Here is a 22,929-nt window from a genome sequence, read left to right on the forward strand (position 1 = left end):
CTCCGGCCGTTCTTTCTTTTTACCCGCCCCTACTCAGCCAGGTACGCGTCCAGTCGCGCCACATCCTCGGCGCTGACTTTCAACCCCAGCTTGGTGCGTCGCCACAGCACATCTTGTGCCGTCCGTGCCCATTCGCTCGCAACCAGATAATCCACTTCAGCCCCATAAAGATCAGCGCCAAAATTGGTCCCAAGATCGGCTTCGCTCCGTGCCGAGCCGAGTATGGCGCTGGTCCGGGTGCCGTAAAGCCGCATCAATCGGCGCAACAGGGAAGGGGCAAACCCCGGATAATCCTTGCCCAGCCGGCGCACTTCCGCGTCAAAGCTCTTGGGGCCAAAATCGCCGCCGGGCAGGGTGCTTTTCTCCGTCCAGGCCGCGCCCTTCTTGCCCAGCACCGCTTCGATCTTTTCGAGCACCGATTCTGCCAGCCGCCGCGATGTCGTCAGCTTGCCGCCAAACACATTGACCACAGCGCCACTGGTCGCGTCGCCGTCAACTTTGAGCACATAATCGCGCGTTGCCTCCTGGGCCGCGCTGGCGCCATCGTCGAACAGTGGCCTGACCCCGGAATAGCTCCAGACAATGTCGTCGCTGGTAATGCCCTGGGCAAAATATTCGCTGGCCGCCTTGAGCAGATAGTCGGTCTCCTCGGGCGTGATTTTCACATCCTTGGGGTCGCCATGATAATCCCGGTCAGTCGTGCCGATCAGGGTGAAGTCGTCCTCATAGGGAATGGCAAAGAAGATGCGACCGTCGCTATTCTGGAAGAAGTAGCAGCGGTCGTGTTCGTAGAGCTTCTTCACCACGATATGGCTGCCCTGGACCAGCCGCACATTGTGCGATCCATTCTTGCCCATGACGCCGTTGATAACCTCGTCCACCCAGGGCCCTGCGGCATTGATCAGCATGCGCGCGGAAACGGTCTGCCTGCCAGCCTCGCCATCGAGCTCTATGGTCCAGGCGCCATTCTCGCGACGGGCCGAAACCACCTTGGTTCGCACATGGATCTGGGCCCCGCGATCCGCCGCGTCACGGGCGTTGAGCACCACAAAGCGTGCGTCATTTACCCAGCAGTCGGAATATTCAAAGGCCAGTTTATAGCCGGGCTTGAGCGGCTTGCCGGCCTCGTCCCGTGTCAGGTCCAGCGTCTTGGTCGGTGGCAACAGGCGTCGCCCACCCATGTAGTCGTAGAGCGCCAGGCCCGCCCGCAATACCGCTGCCGGGCGCAGGCCTTTGTGATGCGGCAGCACGAAACGCAGCGGCCAGATAATATGCGGTGCAGCGGCCCACAAAATCTCGCGCTCGGCCAGCGCCTCATGCACCAGCCGGAACTCATAGTGCTCGAGGTAGCGCAACCCGCCATGGATCAGCTTGGTGGCCGCTGAACTGGTGCCCGAGGCGAGGTCGTTCATTTCCGCCAGCGCCACCGAATAGCCGCGCCCCGCAGCGTCCCGCGCGACGCTGGCGCCATTGATGCCGCCGCCAATCACGAAAATATCCAGCATTGCGCCGCCCTGCCTCATGTGTTGGTTCGTTTGTAAGCGAAATGCTTTCGTTTGTGAATGAAATATGTTTCGTTTCAACTACCATACAAGATGGCAATTGACCTGGCTGCCCGCGAGGGCTAGGGCAGGGTATCTCCTCTCCAGGCCCGGATCGCTGGCCGATGCTCTCCATTCTTGCCGTCATCGCGCCGATCTTTGCGCTCATCGCCCTCGGCTATGGCGCCGTGCGGTTTCGACTTTACCCCGCCGAGGGCGTGAAGGCGCTGATTGCCTTCGTCAATAATTTCGCCACGCCCTGCCTGCTGTTCTATTCGATCGGCACCAGCGATTTCCGCTCCGCCTTCAATATCGGCATTATCGGCCCGTTCTATATCGGCGCCATCATCTGCTTTGCCCTGGGCATCGTGGTCGCCCGGCAGGCGTTCAGGAATCGACCGGGCGAAAGCGTTTCGGTCGGGTTTTCGGGCACCTTTTCCAACACGGTCCTGGTCGGCCTGCCGCTGATGAGCCGGGCCTATGGTGAGGGCGCCTTGCCGGTGACGCTCTCGATTATCGGCCTGCATGGCGCCATCCTGCTCACCCTGGGCATGGTGACCATGGAACTAACCAAGCGCGGGGGCCAACCCTTGGGGCCGACCTTGGTTCTGGCCGTGCGCCGCGTCGGCTCGAATCCCCTCATCTGGGGCATCCTTGGCGGCATCGCCGCATCGCTGATGGGTCTTGAACTCATCGAACCCGTGGCAGCCTTCTTCCGCATGATCGGCCAGGCCGTGGTGCCGGCGGCACTGTTCGGCATCGGCGGCGCGCTCAACGAATTCAAGCTCAGCGAAAACTGGAAGCAGGCCCTCGTCGCCTCGCTCATCAAGCTGATCGTGCACCCGGCGCTGGCCTATGCGCTGATGATTTGGGTGTTCCATGTCCCCATGGAAATCGCCCGCTATGGCATACTGCTTTCGGCCATGCCGGCCGGCATCAACATCTATGTCTTCGCCACCTTCTATGATCGAGGCGTCAGCGTCGCCGCCAATACCATTCTCATCGCCACCGTGCTTTCGGCAGTGACCATCACCGGCTGGCTCTATGTGCTCAGTCTCTAGAGCGCTTCGAGCAAAAGTGGTGACGGTTTTGCGGTGCGGAAGCGCGACAAAACAAGGGCCTGGAGCGGTTTAGCGTTTCAACGAAGCGGTGAAGTGCTCTAAACGGCTTTGACCACGGCCTTCTGGGTGATGTCGCCCACCGGCACCGTGCGCAGCGGCAGCGCCGACTCGGCGTCGAGTCCAACGGCCAGGCGCACGTAGCGCTCGGTGGGGCAGAGCTGGTGGCTGGCGTCGAACCCGATCCAGCCCAGGCGATCATCAAAAGCTTCGGCCCAGGCATGCAGGCCCGCCGCGGGACCATCGCCCTCCGCCACATAGCCACAGACAAACCGCGCTGGAATATCCAGCGCCCGCGCGGCCCCGATGAACAGATGCGCATAATCCGCCGCGGGGGGAAGCTCCGGCGCTTCGCCACTGCTTTGGCTCTGGGCCTGTTCGCCAGTCGCCTGCATCTGTGTCGGCGCGTCCTCGGTCTCGGGTTGCCCCAGCGTTTCCCCGATCCGGCCCATCAAGGCATGCAAAACGTCGAGCCGGCTTTCCTTGGCGTTGCGAAATTTGCCGTAAAGTGTCACCGGCGCCTTGGTCAGTGGCGTCACGCGCCTGTAAAGGCTCGGCACCGGTTCACCACCCGGCTTGCCCAGCACCCCATTGGTGTCGCGGGTGCTGATCACGCCCCGCGCGGCAACCAGAATGTCGCCCTCGGGGCGGCTCTGGTTCACCAGATGCACGGCATTGCCATAGGCATCGCTGAACCGTCCGGCATTGCCGATCCCGGCAATCTCGACGCTCCAGCTTTCCACGGTCTGCGATGGACCCGACGGGGGCGTCAGCAGCAGATGCAGCACCGCATGCACCGTGCCGGGTTGCAGCGAAAGGGTCAGCTTATGTTCGATGTCGATGCGCATGCCGGTCAGTAGAAATTGTAGGATTCGGACAGAGCGTCGGTCACCCGGTTGTTGCGGGCAATGAACTCGTTGAGGAACTCATGCAACCCATCGGTGAAAATGGCTTCCATATTCGTGTCCTTCACCAGCGACAGCAGGCTTTCAGCCGCCTCGTGGCACTGTTCCTTGCGGCCATAGATCTTGGCCAGCGCATCCACGTTCTGCTGCACGAAATTGGCGCAGTAAACGAGGCTGCGGGGCATTTCAGGCCTGAGGATCAGGAAGTCCGCAATATTATGGGCCTTGTAGCGGTCGTGATAGACGTGCCGATAGGCCCGATGCGCCGAAGCCGCCCGCAGGATCAGGGTCCATTGCTGGATGTCGAGGTCCCCGCCCACCTGTGTGGCGCGCGGCAGCAGCACGTAATATTTCATGTCGAGAATGCGGGCGGTATTGTCTGCTCTTTCGACGAAATTACCCGCCTGCAGGAACGAGAACCCATCATCGCGCAGGATCGTGCCAAGCAGGGCGCCGCGGAATTCATGGCTGCGCTGTTTGACCCATTGCAACAGGCCCAGCAGCTTGGCCCCGCGCACGTCGCGCGGCTTGATCTGCGAGAATTCGAGCCAGGCCCCGTTCATGCTTTCCCACATGTCGGTGGTGATCGCGGTGCGGACCGATCGCGCATTGGTGCGCGCCGCTTGCAGGCATGAATAGACCGAGGAGGCATTGTCGGGGTCAAACATCATGTAGTGGGCGACGGTGTCGACATCGGCCAGCTCATGCTTGGCGTCGAACCCCTCGTCCACCTCGGCAGCCTGCATCATCGAGATCAGATGTTCGCTGGCTCCGCCCTCGCGGCGGCTGGTGAGCGACATGCGATAGCCAACCTCGAGCAGCCGCGCCATGTTTTCGGCGCGCTCCACATAGCGGCTGAGCCAGAAAAGGTTTGCGGCGGTGCGTCCGAGCATTCTCATGCTGTTGCACCCCCACCCTTGATCCTTCCCCACAAGGGGGAGGGAGACGATGAACACCGGCGTCTCAGCCCTGCGCCTCCCTCCCCTCGACGGGCTTCGATCCATCCCGAAGGGAGCCGCTCATGAGACTGAACAAAAATCATGGTCATCAATCTTCCAGCACCCAGGTATCCTTGGTGCCGCCACCCTGTGACGAGTTCACCACCAGCGACCCCTTCTTCAGCGCCACACGGGTCAGCCCGCCCGGCGTGATCCGCACCTCGTCGCCAATCAGCACATAGGGCCGCAGATCAACGTGCCGGGGCGCCACGTCACCCGAAATATGGGTGGGGCAGGTGGAGAGGTCGAGCGTCGGTTGCACGATGTAATTGTCCGGCCGCGCCTCGATCTTCTTCCTGAATTCGGCGTGCTGGGCCTTGGTCGCCGTCGGCCCGACCATCATGCCATACCCGCCGGAACCATGAACTTCCTTGACCACGAGGTCGGCTATGTTTTCCAGCACCCAGGCGCGCTGGTCCTCGTCGGTGCAATTATAGGTCGGCACGTTCTGCAACAGCGCCTTCTCGCCGAGATAGAACTCGATGATGTCCGGCACATAGGTATAGACCGCCTTGTCGTCGGCAATGCCGGTGCCCGGCGCGTTGACCAGTGTCACATTGCCGGCCCGATAGGCATCAAACAGGCCCGGCACGCCCAGCATGGAATCGGGCCGGAAGGTCAGCGGGTCGAGATAATCATCTTCGATGCGGCGATAGATCACGTCCACCTGTTCAGGGCCCGTGGTGGTGCGCATGTAGACCTTGCCACCATCGACAAAAAGGTCCGGCCCCTCGCAGAGCTGCGCGCCCATCTGGTCGGCCAGGAACGAATGCTCGAAATAGGCCGAGTTGTGGATGCCAGGCGTCAGCACCGCAATATTGGGCGAGCCGCGCACAGTGTCGGGTGCCACGCTTTCCAGCGTCCGCCGCAGATTTTCGGGGTAGTTCTCCACCGGCGCCACCTTGGAGCGGTGGAACAGGTCCGGCGCCAACAACATCATCGCCTCGCGGTCTTCCAGCATATAGCTGACCCCCGAGGGCGTGCGCAGATTGTCTTCGAGCACGTAGAAGTCGTCTGGTCCGACCCGCACGATGTCCACGCCGATGATATGGGCATACACGCCCTTGGCCGGGTTCAACCCCATCATCTGCGGGCAGAAGGCCGCGTTGTTGAGAATGAGTTTTTCCGGCACCCGCCCGGCCTTCAAAATCTCCTGGCGGTGATAGATATCATAGAGGAAGGCATTGAGCGCCTTGACCCGCTGCTCGATCCCCTTGGACAGTCGCCGCCACTCATTGGCGGCAATAATGCGCGGGATCACGTCGAAGGGGATGACCTTTTCGGTCCCCTCGTCCGATCCGTAGACGGCAAAGGTGATACCCAGCCTGCGGAAGATTGCTTCCGCATCGGTCTGCATCAGCGCCAGCGCCTTGTCCGGCTGTTCCGCCAGCCATCCGGCGAGCGCCCGGTAGGGTTCGCGGACGGACCCGTCGGGATTGTACATTTCGTCAAATGGCGTTTTGTCGGCCATTATACTCCGCTGGGTGAATACGGCGTTCCCATCGCTCCTCACATTGCTACACGTTTGAAATCTGCCGTCCAGACACTCAAGACCCTGACATGCCGCTTTTTCGTGCAGGTCTGGCTTGCGTCGGGCGTCTCGTCGTTTAAGCTTCGCGCGACCAAAGGTTGCGGCACCCATGACCATCGAAATCCTCCAGACCCATCCCCTTCTCGCGTCGTGCGAACAGGCGCTCGCGGCCCGTTACACCGTCCACAAACTCCATGAGATGGCTGACAAGGCCGCCTGGCTGGCCGAAAATGGCGCCCGCATCCGCGCCCATGCCGGCTCGGGCGTGCAGGCTGACCTTATGGATCAGTTGCCCAATCTCGAAATCATCGCCAGCTTCGGCGTGGGCTATGACAATATCGACACCGCCGGCGCCAAGGCCCGCAATATCCGCGTCACCAACACGCCCGATGTGCTCAATGACGCGGTGGCCGAATTGACCATAGGCCTCATGATTTCGCTCGCCCGCCGCATTCCGCAAGGCCATCAGTTCGTGGGGCAGGGCAAATGGCCGGGTGGCAATTTCGGCCTTTTCTCCGAATTGACCGGCAAGACCGTCGGCATTCTAGGGCTTGGCCGCATCGGCAAGGAAATTGCCACCCGCGCCCAGGCCATGAAGATGCGCGTCGTCTATTACGGCCGCCACCATCAGCCGAGCGTGCCCTATATCTACTACGACAAGCTCGAAGACATGGCCCGCGACAGCGATTGGCTGGTCGTCATAGCCCCCGGCGGCAAGGGCACGGAGAAGATCGTGTCCCGCAGGGTGCTCGAGGCCCTTGGCCCCGAAGGCCGCATCGTCAATGTCGCACGCGGCACCCTGATCGATGAGCCTGCAATGGTCGATCTATTGGTCAATGGTGGCCTCGGCGGCGCGGCCCTCGACGTCTTTGAGAATGAACCGCAGGTCCCCGCTGAACTCCTCACCCTCGACAATGTCGTGCTCTCACCCCACCAGGGCAGCGCCACCCACCAGACCCGCGACGCCATGGGCGCGCTGCTCGTCGCCAATCTCGAAAAGCATTTTGCTGGTGAACCTCTGATCAGCGCGGTGGTGTGAGCTTTTTCACCTCGCCCCTTTGGGGAGAGGTCGACGCGAAGCGTCGGGTGAGGGGGCCTTTATATTCCTCTCCCCCTCGGGGAGAGGTGGCTCGGCGAAGCCGAGTCGGTGAGGGGGATATTTCCACGACTACAGGGTTTGCTGCCGTCTCCCCCTCATCGGGCGCATAGCGACCCGTGGGCGCCACCTTCTCCCCGATGGGGAGAAGAACGGAGACAGCCTCCCACAGCCAGTGTCGTCACTCCAGGTCCACCTGCTCCATCACCCCCGCCGCGTGAATGCACACGATATCCAGCCGCTCCGGCCCCAGATTGGTGAATCTGTGCGGTACGCCCGCGGGCGCCACGGCGATATCGCCCGGCCCGACCTCGAACCTCTCCGCGCCAATGATGACTTCGGCCCGCCCCCGCCGCACTACCCAGGTCTCGGGGTAGGGATGGGTGTGCAGGGCTGGCCCCTGGCCCGGCTCATTGTCCACGGCAAAGAACGAAATCGGCGTGCCATAGGCCTCGCCCTCGAAGCGGATTGTCCGGCTATTGCTCGGCGGCCGGTCGGCCGCGCGCAGAACATGGGCCATGGTTGAACTCCTCTTTGCCAGGATGACGAGCGGGTGCGACCCCATTCGACAACGCGCTTCTCAATTGAGCGCTCATCTTTGACCTCAAAGATATCCCCGCCCTCAAAATCTGCGACACAATCCCTCCCGTTCCCGCACATGCTGCGCGGTCGCGACGAACGGGCGGTGCGGGGGCGACGGATGGTCCTGGGGGCGCCCAGGATCCGTCGGTATTTGGATGATCCGGGACCGCTCTGATCCCCCGGTCTGGGAGCGAAGCTTCCGCGTTTGGCACGGGATGTAGCCACGGACGGTCCAACCCGAAGAGTCTCCGCCAGTCTGGGGCGAGGTTTTCCTCACCTTCTAATTTTGCCGGACGACCGGCACCGAGGCGAAGCTCGCCCCAGACCGCACGTTGCGGCCGGAAACCGGAGGCGCCCGCGTCGTCCGGCAAAACATGCTGTCCGGTTCCCGCCTGGGCACCAAGCCCCATTAACACCAGGTTGCGAACCCGATAGCCTGAGTGCCGAATCCGGCTTTGGCCAAGGGAGCGACGTGAATGACCGAATGGTGGCGCGGCGGAGTGATCTATCAGGTCTATCCCCGCTCGTTTCAGGACAGCAATGGCGACGGTATCGGTGACCTGCCGGGCATTATCGACCGGCTCGATCATATCGCCAGCCTCGGCGTGGATTGCATCTGGCTCTCGCCCATCACCATGTCGCCACAGGCCGATATGGGCTATGACGTCTCCGATTATATGCAGGTCGATCCGCTTTTTGGCTCACTGCGCGATTTCGACGTGCTGATGGATCGCGCCCACGCCCTGGGTCTCAAGGTCATCATGGACCAGGTGGTCAGCCACACCTCGGACCAGCACCCCTGGTTCGCCGAATCCAGCGTCTCGCACGACAATGCCCGCGCCGATTGGTATGTCTGGGCCGACGCCAAGCCGGACGGCTCGCCGCCGAACAACTGGCTCTCGGTCTTTGGCGGCTCGGCCTGGGAATGGCACACGGCGCGCAAGCAATATTACCTGCACAATTTTCTAACGTCCCAGCCCGACCTCAACTTCCACAATCCGGCCGTGCAGGATGCGGTGATCGAGGTCATGCGCTTCTGGCTCGACCGAGGGCTCGATGGCTTCCGCCTCGACACGGTCAATTACTACTTCCATGACGCCCAGCTGCGCTCCAATCCCCCGCTGAAATCCTTGAAGGGCAAGGCGGTCACCAATCCCTATGACATGCAGAGCCACAAGTATTCCAAGAGCCAGCCCGAGAACATCGCTTGGCTGAGGAAACTGCGCGCCCTGCTCGACCAATATCCCGGCGCCACCAGCGTTGGTGAGGTGGGTGACGATGAGCGGGGCGTCGAACTGATGGCGCAGTACACCTCGGGCAGCGATATGCTGCACATGTGCTATTCCTTCGATTTCCTCGGGCCCAAATTCACTGCGAAACACTTCCGTTCCAAGGTGGAATCCTTCTTTTCGGCCGGCGAAACCGGGTGGCCCTGTTGGAGTTTTTCCAATCACGACGTCATCCGCCATATGACCCGCTGGGCGCCTCATAGCGCCTCCCCGGCCGATCTCTCACGCCAGGCCGCCGCCCTCGTGCTGACGCTCAAGGGCTCTGCCGGTCTCTATCAGGGCGAAGAGCTGGGCCTGCCCGAAGCCGATATTCTCTATGAGGAATTGACCGATCCGCGCGGCATCCGCTTCTGGCCCGGTGACAAGGGACGCGATGGCTGCCGTACGCCCATCCCCTGGCAGCATGGCATGACCCATGCCGGCTTTACCACCGGCACCCCGTGGCTGCCGGTCAAGCACGCGGCAGCGGCTTTAAGCGTTGAAGTCCAGAATGCCGACCCAGACTCGACGCTGAACTACTATCGAAAGTTCCTCGCCTGGCGCAAAACCCATCCGGCGCTGGTGACTGGCGACATCACCTTTTTCAACACCGCCGAACCCGTCCTCGCCTACCGCCGCTCTGCCGGCAACAAGGACGTGATCTGCGTTTTCAACCTTTCGGCCGAACCGCTCACCGTCAAACTTTCCAAGGTGGAATTGACCCTCGAACCGGTCAGCAACAACGCCACTCTCGATGGCGCCACCCTGACCCTCGGCCCCAACGGCTTCGCCATCCTCCCGGCCCCCGCCGGCGAGGGCAAGGTCAGCTACAAGCAGAGCTGACCCCCACCCTTGGTCCCTCCCCACAAAGGGGAGGGAGACGATGAACACAAGCATCTCAGCCTGCGCCTCCTCCCCTTGATGGGGAGGGAGTGAGGGTGGGGTGATCGGGCTATTCGTTGATCGTCGCCCGCCGCTCCTGCCAGCGGATCAGCATGACCACGGCGGGAATGGCAAAGCTCAGCATCAGCAGCCGGATCACATGGTGGGCGGCAATGAAGGCGGTGTCATAGCCCAGGGCAATACCCAGCGCGCCCATGCCCTCAAGCGCGCCCGGCGACAGGCCCAGCCAGATCTGCCCAAAGGGCATGTCGACCAGTTGTGCCACGCCCAGCGCCATCAGGGTAACGATGCTCACGGTCATCGCCGTGGCGATCAACCCGCCCGTGGCCGCAGCCATGAATTCCTTGCGCGTGATCCCCACAAAGCGCGATCCGATCAGCGCCCCGGTGAGAATGAACGTCGCGACCACCAATGGTGTTGGCATGGCCTCGGTATAGAGCCCGCCCAGCTTGGCCGCCGTTGCCGCAGCCATGGCGCCCAGCACCATGCCCGCGGGCACCTTCAAGCGCATGAACACCAGCCCCACCGCAATGCAGCCTGCCGCCAGCAGGACCAGTTGCAGCGGGTTCAGGTAGGCTCCTTTCACCGGCGCCGCGAAATGGTCGATCGGCAGGAACACCGAGCCAATCGGCACGGCAATGGTCAGCATCAGGATGCGGATCACCTGGATGATAACGATCTGTCGTGAATTGCCGACGCCGGTGGCTGCAATGCCCAGAACGAAGGACAGGTGTCCGGGAAATGAGCTGAGGTAGGCCGTGCCCGGATCGAGCTTGAACACCTTGGTGAGCATCCATCCCGTGGCGGCAACGATGATGACAAGCTCCACGGCCAGCGCGGCCAGCGAAATCGGCCAGCTGCTCAAAAGCGTCAGGCTATCCGGAGCGACGCTGGCGCCCATCGACATGCCGATCAGCACGAACACGACATTGCGCAAGCCATCGGGCATGGCCACCGGCGCACCCATCATCGCGGCGACCGTCACTGCCAGCGCCCCGCCCATCAGCCAACCCGCCGGCAGGCCCATCAGCATGGCGATGCCCCCACCCGCGGCAGAAATGGCGAGGGTGAGAACAACTGGCAAAATGTTGGTCGGAGACAGTCGGAAGGCAGGCATTGTGACACGAGCCTTAGCCGATCAGGCCAAGAGGCAAAAGGTTGATTTGAAACATCAATGTCCAACTGGTGAGAGGAACTTAACCGGCCGGTAGGGCCTTCTCCACCAGCCGCACCCAATAGCTCACCCCCACCGGAATGGCTTCGTCGTTGAAGTCATAGGTATCGGTGTGCAATTCGGTCGAGTCGCCATTGCCGAGGAAAATATAGGCCCCCGGCCGCTCGTTGAGCATGAAGGAGAAATCCTCGCCGCCCATCGAGGGGGCGGTGTCGTCATCCACCTGGCCGGCGCCGACGATATCGCGGGCCACCGAGGCGGCAAATTCGGTCTGCTCGGGCGCATTGACCGTCACCGGATAGCCGCGGGCATAGCGGACGCTGGCCTCGGCGCCAAAGCTCTGGGCGAACTGGGGGACAAACTCGCCCAGCCGGGTCTCGATGAAGTCCTGTACGTCGCCGTCCAGTGTGCGCACCGTGCCGGTGATCTTGGCGGTGCGGGAAATCACATTGTCCGCCTCGCCGGCCTCGACCATGGTGACGCTCAGAACGGCATTGGCCAACGGATCGAGATTGCGCGACACAATGGTCTGGAGCGCGCTCACCATCTGCGCGGCCACAATGATTGGGTCGATCGTCACATGCGGACGCGCCGCATGGCCGCCCTTGCCGATGATGTCGATATAGAACCGGTCGGTGGCCGCCATGATGCCGCCGGCACGAATGCCGAATGTGCCCACCGGCATGCCCGGCCAATTGTGCATGCCATAGACTTCAGCAATGTCGAATTTCTCGATAAGCCCGTCGTCCAGCATCACCTTGCCGCCACCGCCGCCCTCCTCGGCGGGCTGGAAAATCAGCGCCACGCGACCATCGAAATTGCGCGTCTCGGCCAGATATTTCGCCGCGCCCAGAAGCATGGCGGTGTGCCCGTCATGCCCACAGGCATGCATCTTCCCCTCGCTGGTCGAGGCATGCGGCAGACCGGTCTTTTCGGTCATGGGCAGGGCATCCATGTCGGCGCGCAGGCCAATGGTCTTGCCGCCCTTGCCGCGCCCCTGGATGATGCCGACCACGCCCGTCCGGCCCAGACCCGTCACCACCTCGTCGCAGCCGAAGGCCCTCAACTTCTCCGCCACAAAGTCCGCCGTCCGATGCACCTCGAACAGCACTTCGGGATGCGCGTGCAGGTCGCGCCGCCAGGCAGCGATCTCGGGTTGAAACTCGGCAACGCGGTTGAGAACAGGCATACAATAGTCCGGGAGTCGGGAAACAAAGGCGCAATGTCTCCGTCTGAGCGGGCGCCGTCAACCACCGGCCTTGCGGCCGCCGTCGTCTGCCACCGAACACCTGAACGGTAAACAGTACCGCTTTCCAACAATTCGCCCGGCGCTGGACCGAATTTCCCCATCTGCGCCTTGCCCGTCTCCGGGGATTTTGCCAGAAAGCCGCCAAGTTCCGGGAGTTGTCCAAAAAGGCGCGCTATGAAAATCCTCGTCGCGGTAAAGCGCGTGGTCGATCACAATGTCCGCATTCGGGTTCGCCCCGACGGTTCGGGCGTCGAGACCAATGGCGTGCGCATGTCGATGAACCCGTTCTGCAAGCATGCGGTGGAAGCCGCCGTGCAATTGGCCGAGGCGGGGCAGGCGAGCGAGATCGTCGTCGTCTCCATCGGCCCCAAGGCCTCCAATGACGTGATCCTGACCGCCTTGGCCATGGGCGCGCACCGCGGCATTCTCGTTGAAACCGACGCGGCGCTCGAAACCTTGGCCATCGCCAAGCTACTGGCCAAAGTGGTGGATGAAGAACAGCCCGATCTGGTCTTGCTCGGCAAGCAAGCCGTCGATGACGACAGCAATCACGTCGGCCAGATGCTGGCTGCGCTGACCAACCGTCCGCAGGCGACATTCGCTTCGGAAATCAAGCTCGATGGCCATACGCTCGAAGTCACCCGCGAGGTTGATTATGGTCGCGAAACCATCGATTTGGCATTGCCTGCAATCGTCACTGCCGATCTGCGCCTCAACACTCCGCGCAATGCCGCGCTGCCGATGGTGATGAAGGCGCGATCCAAGCCCTTGGCCGTGCGCCCCGCTGCCGAGTTCGGCGTCGATCTCACCCCGCGCCTGGTTGTCGAAAGCGTCGCGCCGCCAGCCGAACGCGCCGCCGGCACCACGGTGGCCTCTGCCATCGACCTGGCCGATATCATCGTCGCTGACGTCAACGAGATGGAGGCGATCTGATGGGCGTTCTGGTTCTGGCCGAACTTGACAACGGCACGCTGTCGCCTGCCACTGCGCGCGTCGTTGCCGCTGCCGCTAAACTCGGTGCTATCGACCTGTTGGTTGCCGGCCCCCGCGCCGCCGCCGAGGCTGGCGCGACCCTCGCAGGGGTCGCCAAGGTTATTCTTGCGACGGAAACCGTGCTCGCCGATGGCCTGGCAAACCTGCTCGCTGGGTTGGCGCCGGGCTATGAGCATATCGCCGCCGCCGCCTCGACCACCGGCAAGGACGTGATGCCGCGCCTTGCGGCCCAGCTCGATATTCAGCCGGTTACCGACATTGTTGCCATCCTCGGCGCCAACCGCTTCACCCGCCCCATCTACGCCGGCAATGCCCTGCAGACGCTTACTGACGCGCAGGCCAGGCATGTGCTCACCTTCCGCGCTTCGGCCTTCCGTCCGGCGGCAGGCGGCAATGCCGCCCCTATCGAAACTCTGGATGCGACAGTGGCTTCTGCCGCTCGCTTCATCGCCGCGCACCGCACCGAAAGCGACATCCCTGACCTCGCCACGGCGCAAATCGTGGTCGGCGGTGGTGTATCGGTTGGTTCCGCTGAAGGCTTCAAGCTGATTGAGGCTTTGGGCCGCTCGCTCGGCGCCGCTATTGGCGCCACCCGGGCCGCCGTGGACGCCGGATATGCGCCCAATGATTGGCAAGTCGGCCAGACCGGCAAGATCATCGCGCCGGATTTATACATTGCCGTCGGCATCTCCGGCGCGCTTCAGCACATTGCCGGTATCCAGGGCGCCAAGAAGATCATCGCCATCAACACCGACGCCGAAGCTCCCATCGTCAAGATTGCCGACGTGGCGCTGATTGGCGACCTCTTCGATATCCTGCCGCAATTGACGGCCGAACTGGAAAAACGCGGCCTTAAAGGCTGATTGTCTCGACCCCCGGCAAGGCCCTCGCCTTGCCGGATATCATTGCAAAAATCCCCGCCCGGCCTATAAAGACCGCGCCTTTCCACCGGACCTCCCGCAAATGTTCGAAATCCTGACCAAGGCCCCTGGCGACAAGATTCTCGCGCTCATGGGCGAATATGCCGCCGACCCCCGTTCCACCAAGGTCGACCTCGGCGTCGGCGTTTACAAGGACGAGAAGGGCGTGACCCCGGTTATGACCTCGGTGCGCAAGGCCGAAGAGCGCATGCTTTCGAACGCGAAAACCAAGACCTATCTCGGCATCGCTGGCAACAAGGGCTATGGCAATGCCGTGCTCGACCTCGTGCTGGCTGATAGCGTTGACCGCGCCCGCGTCCGCATTGCCCAGGCCCCTGGCGGCACCGGCTCGCTCTGGGTGTTGATGCAGCTGATCAACCGTGCCCGTCCCGGCGCAACCATCTATGTGTCGGACCCGACCTGGGCCAATCACAACCCCATCGCCATCGGCGCCGGCCTCAAGGTAGCGACCTATCCCTATTTTGATCCGGCGACGCGCGGCGTGAAGTTCGCTCAAATGCTGTCCGCGCTCGATGCGTTGGGGGCGGGCGATGTGGTGCTGCTGCACGGCTGCTGCCACAACCCGACTGGCGCCAACCTCAACAATGATCAGTGGGACCAGGTCGCGGCAAGCCTTGCACGCACCGGTGCGCTGCCGTTCATCGATCTGGCCTATCTCGGCTTTGGCGATGGCATCGAGGCAGACGCCTATGGCACCCGCAAGGTGCTGGCGAGCGTGCCCGAAGCATTGATTGCCTTCTCCGGCTCGAAGAATTTCGGTCTCTATCGCGAGCGCGTCGGCGCCGCCATCCTCGTCGCCCGCAATGCCGACGAAGCTGACGTGACCAATTCCCAGCTGCTCAATATCATCCGTGGTGCCTATTCCCAGCCACCCGATCATGGCGCCGAAATTATCCGCACCATTCTCGAGGACGCAGCCTTGCGCGCCGAATGGGAGACTGAACTGGCCGCAATGCGCAATCGCATGATCGCCCTGCGCATCAAGCTGGCCGAAGCCATTCGCGAGCGCTCGAATTCGACCGATTTCGACTTCGTTGCCGACCACCGCGGCATGTTCTCGCTGCTGGGGCTCAGCAATGACGCCGTCGAACATCTTAAGGCCGAAAACGGGGTTTATATGACTGGAGACAGTCGCATCAATGTCGCCGGCATCCCGGAGGATCGCGTTGGCGATCTGGCGGACGCGTTTTTGGGCGCCACTCGCTGATCCACGCCTTGCGGCTCTGCGCCGCCATGGCTACATCTGGATTAACAGCCGGACACAAAGTTACTAGGAGGGAACGATGAAGTTCTTCGTCGACACTGCAGATACCGCCGCCATCAAGGACCTTCACGATACGGGCCTTCTGGACGGTGTCACCACCAATCCATCGCTGATTGCCAAGTCCGGCCGTGACTTCAAGGAAGTCATCAAGGAAATCTGCGGCATTGTTCCCGGCCCGGTTTCCGCTGAAGTCGCCAGCCTCGAATATGACGGCATGGTCGCCGAGGGCGAGCACCTCGCCAAGATCGCCTCCAATGTCGTGATCAAGCTGCCCCTGACCCTGGCTGGCCTCAAGGCCACAAAGTACTTCAAGGAAAAGGGCGTGCAGACCAATGTCACGCTCTGCTTCTCGGCCAATCAGGCGCTGCTCGCAGCAAAGGCTGGCGCCACCTATATTTCGCCCTTCATCGGTCGCCTCGACGACATCAATCTCGATGGCATGGAGCTGATCGAGAATATTCGTCAGATCTATGACAACTACCAGTTCGAGACCCAGATCCTGGCCGCCTCGATCCGTTCGGCCAATCACGTCACCCAGGCCGCGCTGGCCGGTGCCGATGTCGCCACCATTCCGCCCGACGTCATCAAGAAGCTGGCCCTGCACCCGCTGACCGATAAGGGCATCGAAGGCTTCCTCAAGGATTGGAAGGCCACCGGCCAGTCGATCCTCTAGCATTCGATATTTCTGCAAACGCGATGTCGCCCCGGCGCAGGCCGGGGCCCATCCTGAGATGCGCCTGCGGAAATAGTTCTCAGGATGGATGCCGGCCTGCGCCTGCATGACAGCGGAGTTGCGGCACATCCGTGCCCAAAACTTCATGGCCGATACCGATCTCGCCGCCCAGATAAAAGCCGCGCTTGCCGACGTCGAAATCCCTGGCGGCGGTGATCTCGCCACTTATGGCGGCCTCTCCGACATCATCGTCACGCCTGGCGCCATTGCCTTTGCCATCGCTGTCGCGACAGGCATGGAGGCCGCTTTTGGCCCCGCTCGCGATGAGGCGCAGAAGCGCGCCCAAGCGCTTGGCGGCGCTCGCAAGGTTATGGTTTCGCTGACCGCTGAAAAGTCTAACACTGCCAAATTCGGCCATGGCGCACCACAGCCCCAGGGCAAGACCCGCGTCAAAGGCGTCAAGCGCATCATTGCGGTCGGCTCGGGAAAGGGCGGGGTCGGCAAATCCACCACCGCCGTCAATATCGCGCTGTCCCTTGCCGCCGAAGGCCTCAAGGTCGGGGTGCTCGATGCCGATCTCTATGGCCCCTCGGTGCCCAAGCTGCTTGGCATCGAAGGCAGGCCTGCCATCCGCGATGACGGCATCTTCACCCCGCACGAGGCCTTTGGTTTGAAGGTCATGTCCATCGGCTCCATGCTGGTCCCCGGCCAAGCCGTGGTTTGGCGCGGCCCCATGGCCACTTCGGGTCTCAGGCAATTGTTGCGCGAGACCGATTGGGGTGGTCTCGATGTGCTGGTTATCGATCTGCCGCCCGGCACGGGCGACATTCACATTGCCCTCTTCCAGCAGACCGTGGTCGATGGCGTCGTCATCGTCTCCACGCCGCAAGATCTGGCGCTGATCGACGCGCAAAAGGCCATCGACATGCTCCGCCGCATGTCGGTGCCCGTGCTTGGCCTCGTCGAAAACATGAGCTTCTTCATCGCCCCCGACACCGGCCACCGCTATGACATATTCGGCACTGGTGGCGCCGAGCGGGCAGCAGCGCGCCTCGAAATTCCTTTCCTTGGCGCCATTCCGCTGGTCATGTCCATTCGCGAAGGATCGGACGCGGGCACGCCGCCGGTGGCCAGCGCTCCTGACGGACATGAAGCCACCGCCTACCGTGCTATCGCCCGGAATTTGCTTGCCACCACGCCTTGATACAAATCGAGCGTTCTGAGGCACGTACACCATTTATATCGATTGCTGAAATCGATTGCATAAACTCCCGCCTGAATGTTATCCGCCTTCCCCACTAGGGCGAAAAGCTCAATTGGAGGGGATATGTTCTCGTTTGATCGCCGGGATTTCGGTTCCGACTTCACCTTTGGCGTGGCAACGGCCGCCTATCAAATCGAAGGCGGGCAGGGCCACGGTCGCGGCTCGTCCATCTGGGATACGTTTTCGGCCACGCCCGGTAATGTCCACAATGGGGATACCGGCCTCAATGCCTGCAATCATTACGAATTGTGGCCTCAGGATCTCGATCTGATCCGCGACGGCGGGTTCGACGCCTACCGCTTTTCTTTCGCCTGGCCGCGCCTCATTCCCGAGGGCACAGGTGCGGTCAATCAGGCCGGGCTTGATTTCTATGACCGGCTGATCGACGGCATGCTGGAGCGCGGCCTCAAGCCCTATGCCACGCTCTATCACTGGGACCTTCCCTCGACCTTGCAGGATCGCGGCGGTTGGATGAACCGCGATATCGCCAGCTGGTTTGCAGATTATGCAACCCTGGTTGCACGCAAATTCGGGGACCGGCTCCAAGCCACCGCGACCATCAACGAACCCTGGTGCGTTGCTTTCCTTAGCCATTTCCTCGGCATTCACGCGCCGGGCTACCGAGACCTGCGCGCTGCTGCGCGCGCCATGCACCACGTGCTCTTTGCCCATGGCACCGCCGTGGATGCGCTGCGCGCCGAGGGCACCAAAAACCTCGGTATCGTGCTCAATCTTGAAAAGTCTGAACCGGCCAGCGACAGCGAAGCCGACAAGGCCGCCTGCAATTTCGGCGATGCATTGTTCAACCGCTGGTATCTGGGCGGGGTCCTCAAGGGCCAGTACCCGGACGAGATGACTGAATGGTTGGGGCCGCATCTGCCCACCAATTATCAGGACGACATGGCGGTTGTCAGCCGCCCGCTCGATTGGCTGGGCATCAACTACTATACGCGGGGCCTCTATAAGGCGTCCTCCGAACCAGGCCGCCCGGCCGAAATGGTCAAGGGTCCACTCGAAAAGACCGATATCGGTTGGGAAATCTATCCCCAGGGCCTTACGGACCTGCTGGTGCGCGTTTCGAATGACTACACCAAACTGCCGCTCTACGTCACCGAAAACGGCATGGCGGAGGTCGAGGGCGACAACGATCCGCGCCGTACCAAATATTATGAGGATCACCTCAAGGCCGTGCTCGCAGCCAAGGCTCAAGGTGCCGATGTCCGGGGCTATTTCGCCTGGTCGCTGCTCGACAATTACGAATGGGCCGAAGGTTACAACAAGCGCTTCGGTCTGGTTCATGTCGACTACCAAACCCAGAAGCGCACCCCTAAGGCCAGCTTCCGGGCCTTCCAAGGCCTGCTGCACAATTCGCGCTGAGTATGTATGGTCGGGCTCTGTGTGATCACGTGAGCCCGACCCCCATCATGACTTCGGATTTCAGCGAACTGCCCCCATCCCTGCAGCGCCTTGACGACATCCTGGCCGATGCTGGCGACGAGGCCATGCTGCTGACTGAGCTTGATGGCTTCCTCTGTGCGCTGGTCGTCAGTCCCTCGCCCGTATCCAAAAGCGAGTATTGGCCCTTCGACTGGGCCGCCGACCAGCGCGGCCTGCCTGCACCAGGCTTTGAGGACTTTGAGGCCTTGGTCGATGCGCGCCTCTCGGCCATTGAGGAGGAACTCAGCGAAGGCGCTTATGGTCCGCTGTTCGAGGTGGATGAGGAAACCGACGACGTCATCTGGCAGGCCTGGATGTCCGGTTTCCAGCAGGCCATGCTGCTTCGCTTTGACGCCTGGGACGATCTGCTGCGCGACACCGGCGGCACGGCGCGGGGCGAGGCGGCTATGGGCCTGGCGTCCGGGCTCATGCTGGTCGATCCGGCCAATCACCCGGACGACACGGCCAGCACCGATGAGTGGGCCCAGTATGACGCGGCGATGGACGCCATGCCTGAAATTCTGGCCCAGGTTGCCGTGCTGCTTTACCGGCTGCACCGCCAAGACTAGGCGACATCGGGCAGACGAGCCGCCATCAGTGCCCGGGTCAACCGGTGTTGCGGTGCGGCAAAGAGATGCTCCGGCGTACCCTCTTCGACAATCCGGCCCTTTTCCATCACCAGCACCCGGTCGGCCATGGCTGCGACCATATCGAGGTCGTGGCTGATGATCAGGTAGCTCAATCCATGCTCGGCCCGCAGCCGCGACAACAGGTGCAACACCTCGCCGCGCAGCGAAACATCAAGCGCCGACACCGGCTCGTCCAGCACCACCAGGCGCGGTCGCGTCACCAGGGCCCTGGCAATCGCCAGGCGCTGCCGCTGCCCGCCAGAAAATTCGTGCGGATAGCGTTTCAGCATCCCCGTTTCGAGGCCCACTGCCTCCACCGCTTCGCGTAATCGCGCTGCCTGTTCCTCACCCGAGAGGCGGCCCAGGAGGTGCAGCGGTTCGGCCAGCGAGTCTCCCATGCTCATGCGCGGATCAAAGCTGCTGAACGGGTCCTGGAACACCAGTGATAGCCCGGCCCGCAGCAGTGGCGGCAGGTCGCGCCCGCGATAGGGTGAGCCATCGAGCACCATGTGCCCTTCGCTGGCACTGTCTAGGCCCACGATCATCCGCGCCAGCGTGGTCTTGCCGCAACCCGATGGACCGACCAGTGCCACGCATTCGCCTGCACCGATCTCGAAGCTCACCTCGTCCACCGCCCGCAGCGGGGGATTGCGCCAGAACCAGAACCCGGCCTGCTGATAGACGCGGCTGAGATTCTTGACGGCCAGCAAGGGCCTGTCATGAGGCTTGATCAACGCGGCTTGCCGGTCCATCCGGCTGGCCGCCAGCAAGCGACGCGTATAGTCGGCCTTGGGCGCGCCCAACACCGCCTCGGTATCGCCCTGTTCCACCAGCTTGCCTGCCCGCATCACGCCGACGCGAGAACAAAGGGCAGCGACGGCGCGAATATCATGGCTGATGAACAACAGCGTCATGTGTCGCCGCGTGCAGATTTCCGTGATCAGGTCGAGCACCGTGCGCTGGGTGATGACATCGAGCGCCGATGTCGGCTCATCGGCAATCATCAGCTCCGGCTGGCTCACCAAAGCCATGGCAATCATTGCCCGCTGCCGCTGCCCGCCCGAAAGCTGGTGCGGAAACCGCGCGGCGTGGCCTGGCTCCAGCCCCACTTCGCCCAAGAGGCCGGGCAGCAGAGTCTGCGCTGCCTCGCTTAGCTCGGCCAGGGCGATTGCCTCCTCGATCTGCTCGCCAATTCGCATCAGCGGATTGAGGGCGGTCATCGGCTCCTGAAACACCATGCCAATGCGCTTGCCCCGCATCCGCGCCAGCGCCCGCTCATCGGCGGGCAGGGGGACTCCATCGAACTGCACTTCGCCTGAAACTGTTGCCGTCTCAGGCAGGAGGCCGGCAATGGCCAGCGCTGTCAGTGATTTGCCCGAACCGCTTTCCCCAATGATGCCAAAACGATCACCGCGTTCGATGCGCAGCGACAAGCCAGACACCGCCGGGCGCCCGCCAAAGGCGATGGTCAGATCGGCGAGTTCAACCAGCGCCATGGGCCAATCCCTCCCGTCTGAGACGCGGGTCCATGGCATCGCGCAACCCGTCGCCGGCAATGTTGAGCGCAATGACGACGAAAACGATGGTCAGCCCCGGCACGACGCTGAGCCAGGGGTGGATGAGAAACAGGCTCTGCGCGTCCCGCAGCATCAGCCCCAGGCTTGTGGCCGGCGGCTGGGTCCCCAGCCCGATGTAGGAAAGGCCCGCCTCGGCCAGAATGCCCAGCGACAGCTGGATGGTGCCTTGCACGATCAGGAGGCTCATGATGTTGGGCAGCAGGTGTCTGACGGCGATTGCCCAATTACCCAGTCCCGCAAGACGCGCCGCCGCCACGAAATCCTGCGTGGCCACCGCCAGCGCGCCGCCGCGGGCAACGCGAGCAAACACCGGGATGTTGAACACGCCGATGGCGATGATGGCGTTGGTTTCGCCCGGTCCTGCCAGCGCCGCGATGAGAATTGCGACGACAATGGCCGGGAATGCAAAGGTCAGGTCCGACAGGCGCAGCACCAGCCATTCCAAAGCCCCGCCCCAGGCCACGGCTGCAAGGCCCATCGGCACGCCCAGCCCAACCCCGATCAGCACGCCCAGTGCCGCCACGACAAAGCTGGTCAGCGTTCCGCTCATGACCAGCGACAGCATGTCCCGGCCCAGGTGGTCTGTGCCCAGCCAATGCTCGGCCATCGGTCCATGAAAGCGCCGCGCAATGGCAATCTGCTCGATGGGATAGGGCGTCCACCACAGCGAAATCAGCCCCAATAGGGCAAACGCGGCCGCCGCGATGAGGCCGATATATAGGCTCGGATGCTGCCGGATCGCCCCCCAGGTCATGCGTCGCGCCCCTTGAGGCGCGGATCGACCAGCGCATAGGTCAGGTCCACCACCAGCATGGTTAGCGTCGTCACCAGGACCAGTGCAATGGTGGCGCCGCGTACCAGCACCAGGTCGCGCTCGGAAATCGCAGTGAAAATTAGCCGGCCAAGTCCTGGCAGATAAAAAACATTCTCGACAATGATGGTACCCGCTATGAGATAGGCGAACTGCAGCCCGAGGATGGTGAGCACCGGCAAAAGGGCATTGCGCACGCCATGCCGCCAGATCGCCTCGCTTTTGGTCAGTCCCTTGGCCCGCGCGGTGCGGATGAAGTCCTGCTCGGTAATGTCGACCAGCGCCGTGCGCATCACCCGCGCCAGGATCGAGGCCTGCGGCAGCGCCAGCGCCAATCCGGGCAGGATCAGCCCGCGCAGCGTCGCGCCGGGGTCTTCGTCCCAGGGAATGAAACCGCCTGTCGGCAGCCAGCGCAGGGTGACGGAGAAAAGCAGCGTCAGCAGCATTCCGAACCAGAAATTGGGAATGGCAACGCCGGTCTGGGCCAGAACCATAAGGGCCGTATCCGTCGCCTTCCCGCGCCGCATGGCAGCCAGAATGCCCATGGGCAAACCCACAGCGATCGATACGACCATGGCTATCAGAGACAGCGGCAAGGTCACCGCCATACGTTCGGCGATCAACTGGCTCACAGGCAGGCGCTGGGTGGTCGAAATCCCGAAATCACCCGTCAGCATGCCCCCGATCCAGCCGAAAAATCGCTCATGGGCCGGTGCATCCAGACCCATCTGGTCGCGCAGGGCTGCCACGGCCTCCGGCGTGGCATTGATGCCGAGGATGAACCGCGCCGGATCACCCGGCAGCAGGTCAAGCAAGAGAAATATGATCAGCGCCGCCACGAACAGCGTAACGGCAAATCCGGCAAAGCGGCGGAAGAAGTAGAGGGCCAAAAAGGTCACCCCCACCCTTGATCCCTCCCCACAGCGGGGAGGGAGACATCGAGCACCACCGCCTCGGACCTGCGCCTCCCTCCCC

General features: G+C 62.5%; 20 protein-coding genes. 10 read left to right on the forward strand and 10 right to left on the reverse strand.

Annotated features, from left to right (window positions below; translation table 11 throughout):
- Positions 1 to 29 precede the first annotated feature (29 nt).
- Entirely contained in the window at positions 30 to 1,505 is a 1,476-nt protein-coding gene (gene glpD / locus NIM87_RS15175) for a glycerol-3-phosphate dehydrogenase (RefSeq protein ID WP_254675544.1), read from the reverse strand.
- A gap of 161 nt (positions 1,506 to 1,666) precedes the next feature.
- On the opposite strand from glpD, the gene NIM87_RS15180 reads away from it, so the two are divergent.
- Positions 1,667 to 2,602 (forward strand): AEC family transporter, encoded by a 936-nt coding sequence (locus tag NIM87_RS15180; protein ID WP_254675545.1) that lies wholly within the window; start codon positions 1,667 to 1,669, stop codon positions 2,600 to 2,602.
- Between the two features lie 98 nt (positions 2,603 to 2,700).
- On the opposite strand, the gene NIM87_RS15185 is transcribed toward NIM87_RS15180, so the two are convergent.
- The 3 genes from NIM87_RS15185 to NIM87_RS15195 form a co-directional block, all read right to left on the reverse strand.
- Positions 2,701 to 3,507 (reverse strand): transglutaminase family protein, encoded by an 807-nt coding sequence (locus tag NIM87_RS15185; RefSeq protein ID WP_254675546.1) that lies wholly within the window; start codon positions 3,505 to 3,507, stop codon positions 2,701 to 2,703.
- A 5-nt stretch (positions 3,508 to 3,512) separates the two neighbouring features.
- Positions 3,513 to 4,463 (reverse strand): alpha-E domain-containing protein, encoded by a 951-nt coding sequence (locus tag NIM87_RS15190; RefSeq protein WP_254675547.1) that lies wholly within the window; start codon positions 4,461 to 4,463, stop codon positions 3,513 to 3,515.
- 148 nt (positions 4,464 to 4,611) lie between these two features.
- A complete protein-coding gene (locus NIM87_RS15195; protein ID WP_254675548.1) occupies positions 4,612 to 6,033 on the reverse strand; it encodes a circularly permuted type 2 ATP-grasp protein in 1,422 nt (473 codons plus the stop codon).
- Between the two features lie 169 nt (positions 6,034 to 6,202).
- Here NIM87_RS15195 and NIM87_RS15200 point away from each other — a divergent pair, with 169 nt between their 5' ends.
- The gene (locus tag NIM87_RS15200; RefSeq protein ID WP_254675549.1) at positions 6,203 to 7,132 is read left to right on the forward strand and encodes a 2-hydroxyacid dehydrogenase; all 930 of its coding nucleotides are present in this window, start codon (positions 6,203 to 6,205) and stop codon (positions 7,130 to 7,132) included.
- A gap of 238 nt (positions 7,133 to 7,370) precedes the next feature.
- Here NIM87_RS15200 and NIM87_RS15205 read toward each other — a convergent pair whose 3' ends face one another.
- On the reverse strand, positions 7,371 to 7,709 hold the full coding sequence (locus tag NIM87_RS15205) for a cupin domain-containing protein (protein ID WP_254675550.1): 339 nt from the start codon (positions 7,707 to 7,709) through the stop codon (positions 7,371 to 7,373).
- Positions 7,710 to 8,247: 538 nt separating this feature from the next.
- Here NIM87_RS15205 and NIM87_RS15210 point away from each other — a divergent pair.
- Positions 8,248 to 9,882, forward strand: coding sequence for an alpha-glucosidase family protein (locus tag NIM87_RS15210; RefSeq protein WP_254675551.1), 1,635 nt, complete (start codon positions 8,248 to 8,250; stop codon positions 9,880 to 9,882).
- Between the two features lie 109 nt (positions 9,883 to 9,991).
- Here the strand turns inward: NIM87_RS15210 and NIM87_RS15215 are convergent, their stop codons facing one another.
- Both NIM87_RS15215 and NIM87_RS15220 read right to left on the reverse strand, forming a co-directional pair.
- Complete coding sequence (locus NIM87_RS15215) at positions 9,992 to 11,026, reverse strand: AbrB family transcriptional regulator (protein WP_254675552.1); 1,035 nt, start codon at positions 11,024 to 11,026, stop codon at positions 9,992 to 9,994.
- 112 nt (positions 11,027 to 11,138) lie between these two features.
- Positions 11,139 to 12,305: a M20 aminoacylase family protein gene (locus tag NIM87_RS15220; protein WP_254675553.1), complete on the reverse strand. Its 1,167-nt coding sequence runs from the start codon at positions 12,303 to 12,305 to the stop codon at positions 11,139 to 11,141.
- A gap of 234 nt (positions 12,306 to 12,539) precedes the next feature.
- On the opposite strand from NIM87_RS15220, the gene NIM87_RS15225 reads away from it, so the two are divergent.
- The 7 genes from NIM87_RS15225 (at position 12,540) to NIM87_RS15255 (ending at position 19,506) form a co-directional block, all read left to right on the forward strand.
- Entirely contained in the window at positions 12,540 to 13,298 is a 759-nt protein-coding gene (locus NIM87_RS15225; protein ID WP_254675554.1) for an electron transfer flavoprotein subunit beta/FixA family protein, read from the forward strand.
- A complete protein-coding gene (locus NIM87_RS15230) occupies positions 13,298 to 14,221 on the forward strand; it encodes an electron transfer flavoprotein subunit alpha/FixB family protein (protein ID WP_254675555.1) in 924 nt (307 codons plus the stop codon). The genes NIM87_RS15225 and NIM87_RS15230 overlap by 1 nt, the downstream gene beginning before the upstream one ends.
- A gap of 100 nt (positions 14,222 to 14,321) precedes the next feature.
- Positions 14,322 to 15,506 (forward strand): amino acid aminotransferase, encoded by a 1,185-nt coding sequence (locus NIM87_RS15235; RefSeq protein WP_254675556.1) that lies wholly within the window; start codon positions 14,322 to 14,324, stop codon positions 15,504 to 15,506.
- Positions 15,507 to 15,582: 76 nt separating this feature from the next.
- Complete coding sequence (gene fsa / locus NIM87_RS15240; RefSeq protein WP_254675557.1) at positions 15,583 to 16,236, forward strand: fructose-6-phosphate aldolase; 654 nt, start codon at positions 15,583 to 15,585, stop codon at positions 16,234 to 16,236.
- Between the two features lie 145 nt (positions 16,237 to 16,381).
- Positions 16,382 to 17,440: an Mrp/NBP35 family ATP-binding protein gene (locus NIM87_RS15245; RefSeq protein WP_254675558.1), complete on the forward strand. Its 1,059-nt coding sequence runs from the start codon at positions 16,382 to 16,384 to the stop codon at positions 17,438 to 17,440.
- Positions 17,441 to 17,563: 123 nt separating this feature from the next.
- Positions 17,564 to 18,877, forward strand: coding sequence for a GH1 family beta-glucosidase (locus tag NIM87_RS15250; protein ID WP_254675559.1), 1,314 nt, complete (start codon positions 17,564 to 17,566; stop codon positions 18,875 to 18,877).
- Positions 18,878 to 18,924: 47 nt separating this feature from the next.
- Positions 18,925 to 19,506, forward strand: coding sequence for a UPF0149 family protein (locus NIM87_RS15255; RefSeq protein WP_254675560.1), 582 nt, complete (start codon positions 18,925 to 18,927; stop codon positions 19,504 to 19,506).
- On the opposite strand, the gene NIM87_RS15260 is transcribed toward NIM87_RS15255, so the two are convergent.
- The 3 genes from NIM87_RS15260 to NIM87_RS15270 are packed head-to-tail and all read right to left on the reverse strand — an operon-like array spanning position 19,503 to position 22,853.
- On the reverse strand, positions 19,503 to 21,062 hold the full coding sequence (locus NIM87_RS15260) for a dipeptide ABC transporter ATP-binding protein (RefSeq protein WP_254675561.1): 1,560 nt from the start codon (positions 21,060 to 21,062) through the stop codon (positions 19,503 to 19,505). The two genes, NIM87_RS15255 and NIM87_RS15260, sit on opposite strands and share 4 nt — an antisense overlap.
- On the reverse strand, positions 21,049 to 21,897 hold the full coding sequence (locus NIM87_RS15265; RefSeq protein WP_254675562.1) for an ABC transporter permease: 849 nt from the start codon (positions 21,895 to 21,897) through the stop codon (positions 21,049 to 21,051). The genes NIM87_RS15260 and NIM87_RS15265 overlap by 14 nt, the downstream gene beginning before the upstream one ends.
- Entirely contained in the window at positions 21,894 to 22,853 is a 960-nt protein-coding gene (locus tag NIM87_RS15270) for an ABC transporter permease (protein WP_254675563.1), read from the reverse strand. The genes NIM87_RS15265 and NIM87_RS15270 overlap by 4 nt, the downstream gene beginning before the upstream one ends.
- Between the last annotated feature and the right edge of the window lie 76 nt (positions 22,854 to 22,929).

This window comes from Devosia ureilytica, from assembly GCF_024273195.1.
Lineage (GTDB): Bacteria > Pseudomonadota > Alphaproteobacteria > Rhizobiales > Devosiaceae > Devosia > Devosia ureilytica.